The 16,310-nt window shown below is 39.0% G+C and carries 15 protein-coding genes and 1 pseudogene; 3 read left to right on the top strand and 13 right to left on the bottom strand.

What is annotated here, in order from left to right; genetic code table 11:
- Genes N2257_03060 through N2257_03040 form a run of 5 tightly spaced genes read right to left on the bottom strand, consistent with a single transcriptional unit; the run spans position 1 to position 3,537 of the window.
- A complete protein-coding gene (locus N2257_03060; GenBank protein MCX7793375.1) occupies positions 1 to 549 on the bottom strand; it encodes a Mov34/MPN/PAD-1 family protein in 549 nt (182 codons plus the stop codon).
- Between the two features lie 54 nt (positions 550 to 603).
- Positions 604 to 1,044, bottom strand: a complete 441-nt coding sequence (locus N2257_03055; GenBank protein MCX7793374.1) for a universal stress protein — start codon at positions 1,042 to 1,044, stop codon at positions 604 to 606.
- Between the two features lies 1 nt (position 1,045).
- Positions 1,046 to 2,029, bottom strand: a complete 984-nt coding sequence (locus tag N2257_03050) for a galactose-1-phosphate uridylyltransferase (protein MCX7793373.1) — start codon at positions 2,027 to 2,029, stop codon at positions 1,046 to 1,048.
- Complete coding sequence (locus tag N2257_03045) at positions 2,022 to 2,777, bottom strand: type III pantothenate kinase (protein MCX7793372.1); 756 nt, start codon at positions 2,775 to 2,777, stop codon at positions 2,022 to 2,024. Before N2257_03045 ends, N2257_03050 begins: the two co-directional genes overlap by 8 nt.
- Entirely contained in the window at positions 2,755 to 3,537 is a 783-nt protein-coding gene (locus N2257_03040; protein MCX7793371.1) for a biotin--[acetyl-CoA-carboxylase] ligase, read from the bottom strand. Before N2257_03040 ends, N2257_03045 begins: the two co-directional genes overlap by 23 nt.
- Positions 3,538 to 3,570: 33 nt before the next feature.
- On the opposite strand from N2257_03040, the gene N2257_03035 reads away from it, so the two are divergent.
- Positions 3,571 to 4,332: a glycosyltransferase family 2 protein gene (locus N2257_03035; GenBank protein MCX7793370.1), complete on the top strand. Its 762-nt coding sequence runs from the start codon at positions 3,571 to 3,573 to the stop codon at positions 4,330 to 4,332.
- Here the strand turns inward: N2257_03035 and galE are convergent.
- The 5 genes from galE to N2257_03010 are packed head-to-tail and all read right to left on the bottom strand — an operon-like array spanning position 4,297 to position 9,986.
- A complete protein-coding gene (gene galE, locus N2257_03030; GenBank protein ID MCX7793369.1) occupies positions 4,297 to 5,289 on the bottom strand; it encodes a UDP-glucose 4-epimerase GalE in 993 nt (330 codons plus the stop codon). The genes N2257_03035 and galE overlap by 36 nt on opposite strands.
- Positions 5,286 to 6,242, bottom strand: a complete 957-nt coding sequence (locus tag N2257_03025; GenBank protein ID MCX7793368.1) for an SDR family oxidoreductase — start codon at positions 6,240 to 6,242, stop codon at positions 5,286 to 5,288. The genes galE and N2257_03025 overlap by 4 nt, the downstream gene beginning before the upstream one ends.
- Positions 6,239 to 7,345: a glycosyltransferase gene (locus tag N2257_03020; GenBank protein MCX7793367.1), complete on the bottom strand. Its 1,107-nt coding sequence runs from the start codon at positions 7,343 to 7,345 to the stop codon at positions 6,239 to 6,241. The genes N2257_03025 and N2257_03020 overlap by 4 nt, the downstream gene beginning before the upstream one ends.
- Positions 7,339 to 8,880, bottom strand: coding sequence for a glycosyltransferase family 39 protein (locus N2257_03015; GenBank protein ID MCX7793366.1), 1,542 nt, complete (start codon positions 8,878 to 8,880; stop codon positions 7,339 to 7,341). Before N2257_03015 ends, N2257_03020 begins: the two co-directional genes overlap by 7 nt.
- Positions 8,865 to 9,986 (bottom strand): glycosyltransferase family 4 protein, encoded by a 1,122-nt coding sequence (locus tag N2257_03010; GenBank protein MCX7793365.1) that lies wholly within the window; start codon positions 9,984 to 9,986, stop codon positions 8,865 to 8,867. The genes N2257_03015 and N2257_03010 overlap by 16 nt, the downstream gene beginning before the upstream one ends.
- Before the next feature lie 39 nt (positions 9,987 to 10,025).
- Here N2257_03010 and N2257_03005 point away from each other — a divergent pair, with 39 nt between their 5' ends.
- Positions 10,026 to 11,852 carry a sulfatase-like hydrolase/transferase gene (locus N2257_03005; protein MCX7793364.1) on the top strand — a complete coding sequence of 609 codons (1,827 nt, stop codon included), beginning with the start codon at positions 10,026 to 10,028 and terminating at the stop codon, positions 11,850 to 11,852.
- Here N2257_03005 and N2257_03000 read toward each other — a convergent pair.
- The 3 genes and pseudogenes from N2257_03000 to N2257_02990 all read right to left on the bottom strand — a co-directional run bounded on the left by N2257_03000 (position 11,832) and on the right by N2257_02990 (position 14,413).
- Positions 11,832 to 12,791, bottom strand: a complete 960-nt coding sequence (locus tag N2257_03000) for a glycosyltransferase family 4 protein (GenBank protein MCX7793363.1) — start codon at positions 12,789 to 12,791, stop codon at positions 11,832 to 11,834. The two genes, N2257_03005 and N2257_03000, sit on opposite strands and share 21 nt — an antisense overlap.
- Positions 12,792 to 12,820: 29 nt before the next feature.
- Positions 12,821 to 13,960, bottom strand: coding sequence for a hypothetical protein (locus N2257_02995; protein MCX7793362.1), 1,140 nt, complete (start codon positions 13,958 to 13,960; stop codon positions 12,821 to 12,823).
- Between the two features lie 306 nt (positions 13,961 to 14,266).
- Positions 14,267 to 14,413, bottom strand: a pseudogene (locus N2257_02990) (adenylyl-sulfate kinase).
- A gap of 214 nt (positions 14,414 to 14,627) precedes the next feature.
- Between N2257_02990 and N2257_02985 the strand changes: the two are divergent.
- A partial coding sequence (locus N2257_02985) for a S8 family serine peptidase (protein MCX7793361.1) occupies positions 14,628 to 16,310 on the top strand: 1,683 nt, incomplete at its 3' end.

Genomic DNA, 16,310 nt, shown 5'->3' with positions numbered 1-16,310 from the left:
CTAAAAACCTGGCGGGAAAGGACAGTATATCTTTGCCCTTTTTACTTCAAAGGATTCATTACCTGAGGTGTTTCCGTTAGAGCTTTTTTTTATCTTTTTCTTTAAATAATAGGCTGCTATCTTAAAAAACAATCTTCCCACTGAACCTGATATGGTTCCGTCCCTGTTCTCACTCCATGAATAAACCTTATCAATATCATTTACAGCAACTATAAGATAGATATTTCCAGGTTTCATCGTCTTAAGGTCTTCCTGGCTCGGTATGGGAAGTCCCTTCGTCTCACCAAACTGTGTGTGTGAATGAAAGTCACCGATTATCTGGAGTTTGTCAAATCTATCAAGTACCTCTTCTATTTTTTTTTGGTGTTTATCACCAAGGATCACTCCCTTCAGTCTTCTTGAGGCTGACTGGAGACTGAAGGCATGCTCTACTATGAATCTATCTTCAAGCCTGTAGCCCAGAAGATAACCGAGGCATTCCTTCTTATAAACCTCAGCAGAGCTGAGGAGAAGACCGAGAAATGTGCTTTCAGAAAGATAGACTTTCAAATCTTTATCTCAAAAGCTACTGTAAGTGATAAAAAGAGGATTATCTTCCCAGTTTTACTTCTTGGGAAGCCTCACTGTAAGGACTGCACAGGGAGACTTCCTTACAACCTGCTCTGCTGTGCTTCCAAAAAATATCTTTTCAAGTCCCTTCCTTCCGTGGGTACCTATCACTATAAGGTCTATCTGATTTTTTTCAGCGTATTTTACTATCTCCTCATAGGGTATTCCCCTTATCACCTCTCTCTGGACATTCATACCCCTCAGCTCCTCAAGCCCAAATCTCTCGAGCTCCTTTTTTGCAACAGACTCAATTTCATTATAGAGCTGGTCCAAATTCACATGAGGCACGTGCAGACCTGAGGCCTTATTAATATCATATATGACATGAATAATATGAAGACTTGCATTATACTGCCTTGCTAGCTCCACAGCATAGGGCAGGGCATTTTTTGAACCCTCAGAAAAATCTGTTGGCAATAAAATTTTTTTAATCATATCAAACCTCCCTTAAGAATTTTGCTGCATCCTCAGGCGATGTCTGCAGGATGTAAAAGCCAGAGCCCCATTCAAATCCTCCTGTTCTCTGGAGCCTCGGCATGAATTCTATATGCCAGTGAAAATCATCTCCCAGGGTATGCCAGTGATTTCTTCTTGGAATCCTGTTTGGAGCTGTATGAAGTACATAATTATAGGGAAGATCACCGAAAAGGGCCTTCATCTTTCTGAGTATTTCATAAAGAACATGGCTCAGGTCATCTAGCTCCTGAGATGAGCTTTCCTGAAATGCACAGTTATGCCTTTTTGGCATAAGCCATACCTCAAAGGGAAACCTTGGAGCAAAAGGGCAGTAGGCAATCATATGGCTTGTCTCAAGGACCACACGAACGCCTTTTGAAAGCTCCTCATGCATTATGTCGCAGAAGATACACCTTTCTTTATAACCATAGTATTGCTTTGCACCATCAAGCTCTTCCTTGAGTCTTTTTGGAATTATGGGTGTAGCCATTAACGAGGAATGGGGATGATTGTAATGGGCACCAGCCAGACGTCCATGGTTCTTGTATATAAGAACATATCGAAGCCTTGCATCCCTGTGGAGGTCCTCTATCCTTAATCTGTAGGCTTCAATAACTGCCCTTAAATGCTCTGTGCCGAGTTCCTCAGGAGTCTTGTCATGATAGGGTGACTCAATGATAATCTCATTTGCTCCTATACTGTTCATGGCATCGTATATTCCTATACCTCGCCTGCCCAGATCACCCTCAACCCTCAGGACAGGCTCTGGATTGGGAACCACCTTTACCTTCCATCTACCGGGGTCGCCAAGTGTTAGAATGTCCTTCTGGAAAAAACTTTCCTGACAGAACAGGCATGCTCCTTCTTCACTTGATGGAGGGATGTAATAGTAATCAGGTCCCTTTGATTCTCTGAGAACCACAACCCATCTTCCAAGTAGTATATCCTTTCTAAGTTCATGCATTTAAGTTCCTCTCAAATATTAATTTAAGACCTTTAAGTACAAGATAGGGTCTTTTAAAATCCAGTCTTCTCAGATAGGGCTCAATCAATGGAGCATTTCCTCCTGTTGTAATCAGCAAAAGACTTTTGCCGAGCTCCTTTTCAAATTCCTCCCTTAGCCTCTCAACTGCACCGGCAGTCCCATATATAATACCAGAATTTATTGCTGAAACAGTCTCCCTACCCACCGGTTCAGCGGGAAAAGATGGCTCTATTTCAGGAAGCTGGGCTGTCTGTTTACCTAAAGCCTCTGCCATAGCCCTTACACCAGGCAGTATTGCTCCTCCCATATATAACCCCTCCTCCCCAATGACGGTAAGGGTTGTGGCAGTTCCCAGGTCAGCAACCACAAGAGGAGCTTTAAATTCATCATATGCAGCAGCTGCTTCTGCAATCCTGTCTGTGCCTGTCTTTTCAGGTTCTGGAATAGCAAATCTCAGACCTGTATCAAGTCTGTAATCCATCAGAATAACCTTATCTGTAAATAAAAGAGCAGCCTCTTTAACTGGTAAAGTAAGCTCAGGAACAACCGAGGATATTATAAAACCTTTGGGTCGCTCCTTCAAGACAATCTCTCTGAAGAAGGAGGAATAATAATAAACATCCCTTACTGGAAAGGTTGGAACGGAGATTACAGAAAGTCCCTCCTCTGAAAACCTACCTGCGGTAATTGTTGAATTTCCTATATCAACTGCTACAATGAAAGACATCGCCTGCTTTTATACTCTCAAGGACTCCGTCCTTTTCTACAATTAGATAGCCATTATCATCTAATGCCACCGCCCTGCCGGTAATCTCCCTTCCATCGGGCATAAGGCATCTGACCTTCCTGCCAAGGGTAGAGCTAAGAGATTGCCATTCAGATATTATGTAAGTCTTTCCCTCAGACTTAAATTCTTCATAAAGTATGAAGAATTCCTTAAGTATCTCTTCAATTAACGGCTTCCTTTCAAACTCCCTTCCTGCTATCATATAAAGACTTGTAGCAATATCCTTTATGTCTTCTGGGAGCTCCTCCCTCTTCATGTTCACATTTATTCCTATTCCAACTATAAAATAGGCATCAAGAATCCCGACTGATGGAGCCATATGGGATTCCACAAGAATACCGCCAAGTTTTTTCTCATAAAGGAGCAGATCATTGGGCCATTTAAGATTCACTGGAAGACCTGTAAAGTAACGGATTGCTCTGGCTGAGGCAATACCTGCCAGCAGGGGGAGTATAGAAAAATCTGATAGGCTTTGATTAACTCCTTCGGGTTTTACGAGTATACTCATATAAATATTTTTTCCCGGTGGCGAAAACCACTGTCTCCTGAACCTTCCCCTTCCTGCTGTCTGTGTATCGGCAATAACAACTGTTCCATGGGGATAGCCCTCTTTAGCAAGGATACTGAGATAGGTATTGGTAGAATCAACCCTGTCAAGAATTATTATCCTTTCTGATAGCAGGCCTTTCTTGTTCTGCATAAATGTTATAATATCAAAAATTTAGGAGAAAAAGTGGAATCAGGCCTGAGTATAACAATAATAACACTTAATGAAGAGAAGAACATAGGTGACTGCCTGGAAAGTGTAAAATGGGCGGATGAGATTATAATAATAGACTCTGGCAGCACGGACAGGACCGTAGAGATATGTAAAAAATATACTGATAAGGTCTTTTATAATCCCTGGCCTGGTATGAACGAGCAGAAGGCACTTGCAATGGAAAAGGCCAGGGGTTCATGGATTTTAAATATTGATGCTGACGAAAGGGTTACCCCGGAACTAAAAAAAGAGATTATAGATGCTATTAAGCATCCCCGTTATGATGGATACAGGTTTCCGAGAAAAAATTATTTTATTAATAAATGGATGAGGCATGGTGGATGGTATCCTGACCATGTTCTGAGATTATTTAAGAAAGAATGCGCCTTTTATGGAGGTATAAATCCTCATGATAAAGTAATAATCAGATCTGGAAGAATAGGAACCCTCAAGTCACCTTTAATTCATTACACCTATTCCTCTCTATCCCAGTATATTACAAGACAGAATAACTATTCCTCAGCCGCTGCCCTGGAACTCCTTAAAAGAAATAAAAGGGTTAGTGCGGTTATGATTCCATTAAAGACACTCTGGAAATTTATTGAGACTTATATCCTGAAGATGGGTTTTCTTGATGGAACACACGGTATGATTGCTGCAATAGGTGCTTCTTATTCAACCTTCCAGAAGTATTCAAAACTATGGGAACTTCAAAAGGCTCTTAAAAGCTCTTGAACTGTGCCATCTCCAAGCTGTTTCTACAATGGAGTCTAGACTTTCAAATTCAGGTTTCCATCCGAGAACTTTATGTGCCTTACTGCTATCACTTATGAGGATCGGGGGATCACCTTGTCGTCTTTCGCCCTCCACGACCTTAAAATCCTTTCCACTCACCCTTTTTACAGACTCTATAACTTCCCTTACTGAATATCCCTCACCATTTCCCAGATTGAAGACTTCACTCCTCTTATTCTTCATAAGAAACTCAAGTGCTGATATATGAGCCGCTGCAAGGTCCATAACATGTATATAATCTCTTATGCATGTTCCATCCTTTGTTGGATAGTTCACTCCATATATATTTATTTCATCCTTTAGTCCAAGGGCAGCATATATAGTAAGTGGTATGAGATGAGTCTCGGGCTCGTGCAATTCACCTATATCACAGTCCGGATCAGCACCTGCAGCATTAAAATACCTCAAAGAAACATATTTTATTCCATAAGCCCTTTCGTAATCTTCTAAAATCTGTTCTATCATCCACTTTGTCCTGCCATAGGGATTTACAGGTCTTTTTGCCGCGTCCTCTTTTATTGGTAAAATATCAGGAATGCCATAAATTGCACAGGTTGAAGAAAATATGAAATATTTAATCCCGAACTCCCTCATAACCTCAAGCAGGTTTAAAGAATTTACAACATTATTGATATAATATTTTGCCGGGTTGTCCACAGATTCACCAACATAAGCAAAGGCAGAAAAATGCATAACAGCCTCTACCGGATATTTCTTAAAACATTCCCTTATCTGATCCTTATATGCTAGATCGCCTTCAAAAAATTCACCCCACTTCACAAACTCCCTGTGTCCGCAAACAAGGTTATCGAAGACAACAGTTTTATAACCCCTGCGGCTCAGAAGCTTATTGGTATGTGAACCTATATATCCTGCACCACCTGCAATGAGTATCATCCAATACCCAAGAGATTTCTGAAGTAGTCTATCGTCTTTTTGAGACCATCCTCAAGGTGAGTACGAGGCTGCCAGTTAAGAATCCTTTTTGCAAGGGTTATGTCGGGACAGCGCTGTCTGGGATCATCAGGTGGAAGAGGTTTATAGACTATCTTGGATCTTGAACCTGTAAGTCTTATTACTGTTTCTGCAAGCTCAAGAATGGAGAATTCAGCAGGATTACCGAGATTTATAGGGCCAGTCACATCATCAGGACTGTTCATGAGTTTTATGAGACCCTCTATCATGTCATCAATATAGCAGAAACTCCTTGTCTGGGTTCCATCACCATAAACTGTTATATCCTCTCCCCTCAGTGCCTGCACTATGAAATTGCTCACAACCCTTCCGTCATTGGGATGCATCCTTGGACCATAGGTATTAAATATCCTTGCAATCTTTATCTTTAATTTATGTTGCCTGTGATAATCAAAAAATAGTGTCTCTGCACACCTCTTTCCCTCGTCATAACATGCCCTTGGTCCGATGGGATTGACATTACCCCAGTATGTCTCTGGCTGGGGGTGAACAGTGGGGTCACCATAAACCTCACTTGTAGATGCAAGAAGTATCTTGATCTTCAGCCTTTTTGCAAGACCGAGCATATTGATGCTTCCATGAACAGATGTCTTTGTAGTCTGTACAGGGTCAAACTGATAATGAACTGGAGAGGCAGGACAGGCCAGGTGATAAATCTCATCCACTTCAACATATAGTGGAAAGGTAATGTCATGCCTTAATACCTCAAAATAGGGATTGCTTAGTAGATGGGCAATGTTTGCCTTTCTTCCAGTATAAAAATTATCAACGCAGAGGACCTCATGACCCTCAGCAAGAAGCCTTTCACAGAGATGAGAGCCTATAAACCCTGCACCACCTGTAACAAGGATTCTTTTTGATGTAAGACCTCTCATGCTCTTTTCCTCAAAGCGAGGTCATAGGCCATGAAATATTTTTTAACTGTGCTCTCAACTGTATATTCTTCATGTACCATATTGTATGCCTTTTCAATGATTCTATTCAATTCATTATGCGGTAAATTATACACATAGCGAATCTTATCTGCAAGTTCTGATGGGCTGTCAGGCTTTATGAGCCAGCCCGTAACCCCGTCCTTTACTACATCCGGGATTCCTCCAATTTCTGTTCCTATACATGGAACTTTAAGTGCCATGGCCTGTGGAATTACCTGAGGAACACCCTCTGATTTTTTGGATGCAAGTACAAATATATCAAGACCTCCTATTACTCCCTCAATGTCATCCCTGTGACCCAGTATGTGTATCCTTTCACTGTGTTTTTTGTAAATCTCCGTATTCTTCATTCTTTCCGTGCCCTTACCCGCTATTATGAGATGAAAATTTTTATAATTTTTATTAACAAGAATATCAAAGGCTTCCATCAGGGTATCTACACCCTTCCAGCTCCTTAAAAAGCAGGCTGTTCCTATCAGAAAGTCTTCTTTTTTAAGACCGATTTCCTGTCTTAAAAAAGACCTGTCAATTCTACTGATGTTGAATTTCTCAAGATTCACACCAGCCGGTGTTACAAAGACCTCTTCTTCCCTGGCAAGCCCTGCGTCAACCATCTCTCTCTTTATGGATGAACAGCTAACAGTATAGGCATCAGCAAGGTGGGTATAAACAAAATTTTTAAAAAAGGACTTCTTAAAGGGAAGACTTATATGCCTTCCCCTGACAACCGGTATTCCGAGGAGTCTAGCCGCCACACCGAATATCCAGGCATCGGCACTGTGGTGTGTATGGACCACAGCTGGTCTGAGGGTCTTCAATAATCTCAGCGCACCTATGAAATTTACCGGATGATAGTCAAAATCCCTGAAATTAAATCCAATAAAAGGTACTCCTGACCTGAGAGCCACCTCTTCAAAATCAGATTTAGCTGGACCTATGATTAATGCCCTGTGAAAGGTGTTCTCATTTACATATCTCGTCTCTTCAATAAGCCTGTATGCCTCACCACCAAGAGTTGCAGATTCAGTATGGACTATCAGCATCCTTCTTTTTTGTACACTCCTATTCTCATCTTCCTTGCTATAAAGGCATCCACTTCTTTGAATTCACAGGGCAAAACTATATGGTCCTTTCTGGTGATAAGATAATCTCCTTTCTTAAGTAGAGAGATATCTTTAATCTTCAGAACATCCCTTTTGAGATAATATGTTATATGATAATTTCCGAGGTTGTAGTCATAAAGACTTGCTGATAGAGGAACCATCTCATTAATCCTCTTTGCAGCATACCTGTAATAACTCATATTCTTTTCATGATAAGGGAAATATACAGCTGCATAGACGGACTTAAAAATGAACATAATTACCAGCAAGGTTATCACCCGTTTGTGTAGGTCTTTTAAAAAAAAGAGATAAACACCACCTGCTAAGAGTAGTAACCCGCCTGCCCATGGAACCATTCCTTTAATTTCAAAGGTTTCTTTCAAAAAGGGAATAGAAAGGCCTGAAAGGATTATGATAACAGCCAAAATCTTAAAATAAATCTTAATAGAAATATCATTACTTTCCTTAATAAATTCTATTATCAGTGCTATTAAAAGGGCAAAGATTCCTGAAAGCGGTAGAATGTATCTCACCCTTGCTCCAGGAATAAGCCAGAAGATAATTAGGGTAGATATTATAGGTAACAGGGAAAAGGTTAGTATATCCTTTAGACCCTTATTAAGCATTAACCTTTTTTTGAAAAATAACAGAAAACCTATCCACGGCATATAACCAATAATGAATTGTAATGGAAAATCGATCAGATGTCTCCAGAAGCTGTCTTTTAACGGTTCCTTCCTCACCAATATCTCTTGCAGCCAGGCTGAGAGCACGGTCTGAAGATCAATTCTTTTTAATAGAGGTATAAACCATAAGGAAAATACAATAACTCCAGCAAATACACCGGTAAGATGGTTAATGCTTGTAAGTTCTTTAAGTCTTTTATTTGAAAATAGATAGCAGCCTATCGTGAGATAAAAAAAGTATACTGATATTATACCCTTGGTAAGGAATGCAATTGTCAGAAGAACAAGGGAGACAATCCATCCCGCCAGATTTCTTTTTTTTAGCTCGTATAAATAAAACCAGCTCAGAATTGATGCCGTGACAGTCAGTGTAAAGGTCATATCTATCTCAGCCCTGATTGCCTTATCCATAACATCAGGGATACTGAGAAATACAAGGCCTGGTAGAAACCATAAATCTTTGAACCCGAGTTTAAGCCAGAAAAGGCTTACAATAATAGCACATATTATGGCAGAGAGGACAGATACTGCCCGTGCAGTAGCCTCAGCAGAAGAGCCCGTTATATTAAACATTGCAGCCAGAAGCCAGTTAAATAAAGGAGGCTTGTTTAAATACACCTCTCCCTCGAGAGTGGGGACAACATAATCTCCACTTTTAATCATCTCTAGAGCAATAACCACTCTTCTACCTTCCTCACCCTGAAATTCTTTTAAATGATAATAGGGAAGATTTATTAAGAGTCCATAAAATATGATAAGGATTATTCCTGCTATTATCTTTCCACGCATATGTCTATTATTTTTTTCACCTGGTTTTCAAGTTCAAGACTTCTAACACTATCTCTTATTTCTGTCTTTGATAAATGGGGTTTTAGTGCCTCTGACAGTGCCTCTTTTACCGCTTCTGTGTCTTTCAGGTCTTTTATTATAACACCTGCACCTGGCCAAATAATTTCTGCTGCTCCATTTGCATCTGATGTAATTGTAAAGAGCCCCATTGCAAGTGCCTCAAGTGTTGCATTTGAAAAGGGATCATAAAGTGTCGGAAGCACAAAGGCATCGGAGACCTGGTAAAAGTTAACGACATCCTTTCTCGGACCAAAAAAATAAACCCTCTCTTTTAAACCCAGTTTTTCAGCAAGTTCATGAAATCTTTTCTCATTTTTATCTCTACCCACTACTATCAATGAAGTGTAATCAGGCATCCCTTTCAATGCCTTTATAGCCTTTTCAAGGCCCTTTCTTTCATAGCCACTACCGACAAAAAGATAATAAAAACGGTCAGGCTGGAGATTCAATCTCTTCAATATCTGCTCTCTCTCAGTAAGTCCTACCTCAAAGACATGAGCCAGTTCATTCCATTCAACTCCATTATGTATGACCACTGCTTTGTCCACTGCTTCAGGATAGTAATATGCTATCTCATTCATGACAAGTCTTGAATTACATATTATCCTCTTTAAGCCATGATAATGAAGTGCCTTTTCCTGAACTGCAACCATTGTCCTGTGAAAGGGATTCAGTGAAAAACTTAATCTTTTTAAAAAGGAACTTTCTTCTGAACGCCTGTCAAGCCACGCCCTATGAAGGCCACCTCCGAGCCTTATGTGGGTCTGGATCTCTGTGTTATCCATACCCAGAATGCAGTCATAGCGGACTCTTTCAAGATATTTTTTTACTGATTCATTAAAGGTCAGAAGTCGCAGCAGGTTGTTAAATCCGATCTGGGGAAGCCTTATATACTTCACAAATTCCTCTTCAGGCCATTCAGTATGTCCTGAGGTGAGAACGTGAACCTCGTGCCCTCTCTCTGCAAAGGCCCTAACCATTATGGCGGCATATTTTTCTGCTCCTCCATATGGTGTGTATCTGCTCTTTATGATGGCAACTTTCATATGATAGAATTGTAATACAAATATGGAGGATTTAAAAAGATGGTTAAAAATAAATTCCACTGCTTTGTGCTTCTGGGCCTTGTGAATACATTTTTATCCCTGCTCATATCCCGTACCCTCACCCAGTACTGGGAGGGGAACATATTTCTTGAGGCAATAGCCTTTTTAGCTAACTACCTTATGCTGAATCTTCTTCCAGCAATTTTTCTTTATTTTTTATCATTTATAACAGGAAAGGTTATATCCTTTTTTATTAATGTTATTTTTTATACACTTCTACAGGCCATTCTCATCATTGATATAAAAATCTATTCACTCTTTCGCTTCCATCTTAATTCTCTTGTATGGAATGTAATCACAGTTGAAGGAGTTTCTGACTCAGTAACACTGGGAAGTGAGACAATAATATTTTTCATCATTATTATACTTTTAATTACAGTAATTGAGGTAGCACTCAATCTCTATATTAAAAAACTCAATTCACCTGCTATAGAGAAACTTTCAAGAATATCTTTTGTCACTGCCCTGTTATTGATCTGCCTTGATAAGGGCCTCTATGCCTACGGAGATCTTATGAATAAAACAGAGATAACAAAGAATTCACGGCTCTATCCCCTGTACCAGCCATTCACTGTAAAGAGGTTTGCATCAAAGGTCCTTGGAATGAATGTTAACAGGGAAGAAGGACTTAAATTAAACACAAACCGGAAAGCGCTTAATTATCCAAAAAGACCTCTAAGGTTTGAGAATCAGAAGAATTTTAATATTCTGATAATCGCAGTAGAAGGTCTCAGATTTGACATGCTCGATCCTGAGATAATGCCAGAGGTCTGGAGATTTTCAAAAGAGGCAGTAGTTTTCAGGAATCACTATAGTGGTGGAAATGGTAGTAGATTTGGGATATTCAGCCTTCTCTATGGCCTGAGCGGAACATACTGGCACAGCTTTCTGGCAAACAGGATATCACCTGTACTCATAGATGCTCTTATGGAAAAAAATTATGAATTCCTTATTCTCTCCAGCACAAGACTCACATTTCCTGAATTCAGAAAAACTGCCTTTGTCCGAATACCTGAGGCTATTACAGATACATTTGACACCGGGCTTTCTTATGAAAGGGACAGGATAATTACAGAAAGATTTCTTGATTTTATCTCAAAAAGAGAAAGGACAAGACCTTTCTTCTCTTTTATGTTCTTTGACTCCTCCCATCAACCCTATCTTTATCCAGAGGAATTTGAAAAATTTCAACCTGTAGTAGAAGACAATTATATAAACTATTTCAGGGATGTCTCTAAGGATAGGGTACATTTAATAAGAAACAGGTATAAAAATGCTATTCATTATGAAGACCATTTGATAGGAAGGATTATTTCAGGTCTTAAAGAAAAAAGACTCCTTAAAAACACCATTGTTGTGATTACAGGTGACCATGGTGAGGAGTTTTATGAAAATGGCTATCTCGGCCATACCTCGGCTTTTAATGACTATCAGAACAAGGTTGTCTTTGTGCTCTGGCATCCGGAGGCGGAGCCAGCAATCAGAGAAAACCTCACATCCCATCTTGACATAGTGCCTACCATCATGCGTTCTCTTGGTTGCCTTAATCCCTATGAAGATTATTCTCAGGGCATTTCCCTTCTAGAGAAATCGACAAGACCCTTTGTTATCACTGCGAACTGGGACACCGCAGCCCTTATTGATGAGGAATACAGAATTATATTTTCAACTGAATCTCACAGAGGAATCTTTGAAGTAAGAACAGGAAATAGCTACAGTATAATCAAGAATGCCGACAGGATAATCAGGGAAAGACTCTCCATTCTCAGAACAGCCCTCCAGATGCTATCTGAGTTTTATAGATGATAGGAGGACATCAGAAAGAATCTCTGAAACAACAGCAATTGAATAATGCTTCTCCACCTTCTGTCTTGCACTTAATCCCATCTTCTTTCGCAATTCCTTGTTCTCAATTAATAGTCTTAAATACTTATAAAAATCATCCAGATCTTTTGCAACAAAGCCCTCGCTTCCGTGCTCAACTATCTCTGAATTAATTCCAACATCAGAGACTACAGGTGGGACGGCTGCTGCCATGTACTGAAGGGCCTTATAACCACATTTACCCTCAGAATGCCTGGTCTTTGGAAGGGGCATAATACCTATATCAAATTTAGCTATCTCAGCTTCCTGGGTATCTAGTCTCCAGGGTATAAATTTAATTTTCACACCTTCCATATAAAGGGATTCAGAGCAAATAATTCTCAATTCAATACTGTATTCCTCAGAAAGTTTTTTAAGAACAGGCTCAACAAGTTTTAGATGAATTAAATTTATAGCTCCTCCGACCCATCCAATGATAACCCTTTCATTTTCAGACTTATAGTCTTTTTGCGGGATATCCCTTATCTCAACAGCCGATGGAATTACCACAACATTTTTATTGAATCTCTTTGCCTCTTCAGCAAGTATCCTGTTTCCAGCAATTATAAGATCTGATTTTCTTGCAATAGCCTTAAATTTTGACATCCTTGATCTGCTAACCAGATTCTCGCTTGAATCATGTTTCAAATATATGGCATCATCAAAATCAAAAATGAGCAGAGGAGATAATTTTTTTAAAATTATTGATTCTAATGGTGTTGGTAATTTCTTCTGAAGAAAAATTGCTTCATATCTACTCAATATTCTGAACATTCTTATTTTTCCTGTAAATCCCTTTGGATAGGGAAGAACATCGCAATTTATCCCCCTCTTCCTGAGTTCAGGCAGGAGATTCAATACCCTTACCCTGCTACTGGGCATCTGATGATCCTGGATCAGGAAAAGGATATTCATAAAGTATCTGCCTGAAGAATGTTCTTAAATTTTGTTTGAATACACTGAAATGCTTTCATAGATTTTATAGTATTAATTAATTTTTTAATACTATTAGTCTTTCTGGATTTTGCAAATTCTACCATATAAGCCTTATTCATTTGAGACAAAAAATAGAAATTTTTGTGTTCTAAATTTTTATATTCAAGCTCATTGTCTATTTTTAATCTTTGAAGCACTCTGTTTATATTTTTCTCAAGAGAATATTTAGAAATGCTCAGATTGTAAAAAAATTCCCTGTAGACAACCGCTGAAGAGTAAAATTCCAGAATCTCTTTTTTTATCTCTTCAACAGTAAGCTTCCTGTTACAACATCTTCCAGAATAATTAAATCTTTCTGCTAACTCATAATTTTCCAAGGTTAAATATCCGGGACCCCCAAAATGATCATAACAATATACTGGTATACCAAGAGCCATTGCATATTGAACGGTTTTTCCAATAGAGATGATAAGATCATAATTTATTAATATTTCAGGCGTGATGAGTTTATATTGTCCCTTGACACCAAAAAAATCTACGACAATTTTCTGCTTGGAGAAGGCTCCTTTAAGAAGTAAGACTTCAAGGGGCGGATGATTTGATACCACTGCTATTTTTTTTAATTCATTTTTAGGATTACGATTAAAAAAGTTAAAGAAGATCTGCGGGACACTATTTGGAAAAATCATTATCTTTTCAATATACTCATTTCCATAGGATGTAATCTTTTGAAAATTTTCATAAGAATTAACCAAAATAAGATCAGCAACGGCCATAAAAGGTTCAGGAATTGTTTCTAAAGGATGAAATGGCGATAGCGAGCTTATTACTAACTTTTTAATCTTGATTCTTTCTTCTACTATAGCCTTGATGTAAGTCGGAAAGTGATGGGCCCATACGATATCAAATGTCGTGAAGGGCAATGGATTTTTGAAAAAATTAACAACATTGACCTTTTTCTTCTCAAAAATCTTCTTCAGTGGTTTATCATAAATAAATGAACCCACCAGGGTATCAAAACCCTTGATATTGAAATATTCAGCTAATTCAAGTGTAACCAGTTCAGATCCCGCAAACTCGACAAGATGGTGATTCAAAATTAAAATTCTTTTCATATAAAACTTTACATATTCCAGCCAATCACAACCCTGTTATTACAGGGCCTTGATTTATAATTTGAAATTTTTGAGACTTTTCATTTGCTTGGTGAACATAAAAAATTCAGTCATATCTTAAATATTTAAATCCCGAGTTAATTTTCTTGTTCAATAGTATAATTAAATAATACCGTTGATTACAAGAATATTGAGTACTTTTAAAAAAATGACCAGTTTTTTATTCTTTCTTTAACTGAGCAGATGTTTCTTATTAATCCATTTGAGATTATCTTATTATCTGCATTTTCCTTATCTATGTTAAGGAGAGAATCCAAGGTCAGAGTTAAGACCATGCCTTATGTTATCACCATCAAGGGAATAGGTCTTAATGCCTTTGTCAAAAAGTACTCTCTCAAGATTGTGAGCAATGGTTGACTTACCTGAGGCAGAAAGACCTGTAAACCTGACAAGACCACTCCTGTCCGTATTTAAGGAGCCTCTCCTCACGGGTTACATAACCATGCAAGATAAAGTTATTGCTTTAAAAATGATAATTTATTTTAAGCTTTCCAAAGCATGAAATAGACAGCAATAATTATTAAAAATAACCTTGACTCTGAGTTAGTAGTGTGATAATGTTAAATTAACACCTTCGGTGTTCTTATTAAAATAAAAGGAGGAGTTTATGAACAGGTTATTTTTATTTCTTCTTATGCTCTGTCTGCTCCTTACCTCTGGCGCTGTCTACGGACAGATAAGGGAAGAGCCAGAACAGGCTCCTGGTGAGATAATTATTGGATTTAAACCCGAACTTACAGATGCTGAGATTAATGCACTCGTTACACAGCTGGGTGGCCAGATTATAGGAAAGCTTAACCTTCCTAAGGCAAAGGTAAGAAAGGTAAAGCTTGGTGCTGCCACAAAAGAGGCAACTGCTCAGGCTATAGAAAGAGTGAGGACAGAACCTGCATTTAGAAACGCAGTAAAATATGCTGAGCCAAATATAATCAAGAAGGCATTTGGTATCAGAAATCCTGGAGATGCTGGGATTCTCAGCCAGAGCAATGACCCAATGCTCGTTTATCAGTGGGGATATTATGATATTGCAGCAAACTGGATCCCACCTCAGGCAGTTGCACAGCCTATTATAGCAGTGATTGACACTGGAGTTGATTATACACATCCAGAACTCATTGGTAAGGTAATAAAAGGCTATGACTTTGTGAATGGAGATCCAGACCCCATGGATGACCATGGCCATGGAACCCATGTAGCTGGTATTGCTGCTGCAAAGTCTAATAATGGCCTGGGCATAGCAGGAGTTGCCTGGAATGCAAAGATACTTGCCGTAAAGGTGCTGAATTCTCAGGGCTGGGGAACTCTCTTTGATATTCTTCTTGGAATTAAATATGCAGCAGATAATACAGGTGTAAAGATTATTAATATGAGCCTTGGTGGAGGATATTCTCCTCTTGAAGAACTTGCAGTGGATTATGCTGTTAATACAAAAGGAAAGCTTCTTGTAGCAGCAGCAGGAAATAATAATAGTAGTACATTTGTATATCCTGCTGCATTTTCAATAAATTTTCCAAATAAGGTGATTGCAGTAGCTGCACATGATTGGAACCGCTGCAGGGCATCTTTTTCAAATTATGGCACCTGGGTCTCAATTACTGCACCTGGTGTAGAGATAATATCACCCACACCAATTGGCGGTGTAACTTATAATGGAGATGGCTTTGCCATTCTTGATGGCACATCAATGGCATCTCCTTTTGTAGCTGGTGCAGCAGCAGTTGCTTGGGCATTGAATCCTGGTTATACAAATAGCCAGATAGGTCAGCTTCTTACAACAAATACTTCAGGCCCTCTTCTCAGAGACGGTACATGCTGGCCAAATGATGTCTCAACCTTCGGAGCACTGAATCTTTTATATATTGTAAAACCCTCTGAATATGAAGGCTGCGATATCGCAGGTGTCATTGGATTTGCCTTAAATGCAGAAAATGGTGAGCCACTAACAGGTGCAAGGGTACAGCTCACACTTGGAACAACCATAAAAGGAACTGACTATGTGCCCTACTATGGATATTTAAATGATCCGTATGATCTAGATATAACTTTTGGCGGTTATGGACTCTTCAATATACTCACAGATGCGATAAACCAAAACCTGAAGCTTACAATATCACAAACAAAGTTTGCAAGACCAAGGTTTGATATTACAACACCTTCCTGTGATTGGGTTTATGCAGGCAATATACCTGTACCACCTAACAAACCCTATTACTGGCTTGCTTTAACATGGGGTTATGGATATTATGAAGGATTATATGATGCCTATCTAAGACTTCCTAATGGATCTAAT

It is taken from the genome of Thermodesulfovibrionales bacterium, assembly GCA_026417875.1.
Classification (GTDB): domain Bacteria; phylum Nitrospirota; class Thermodesulfovibrionia; order Thermodesulfovibrionales; family CALJEL01; genus CALJEL01.
This window is presented reverse-complemented; position numbering and strand designations above follow the sequence as displayed.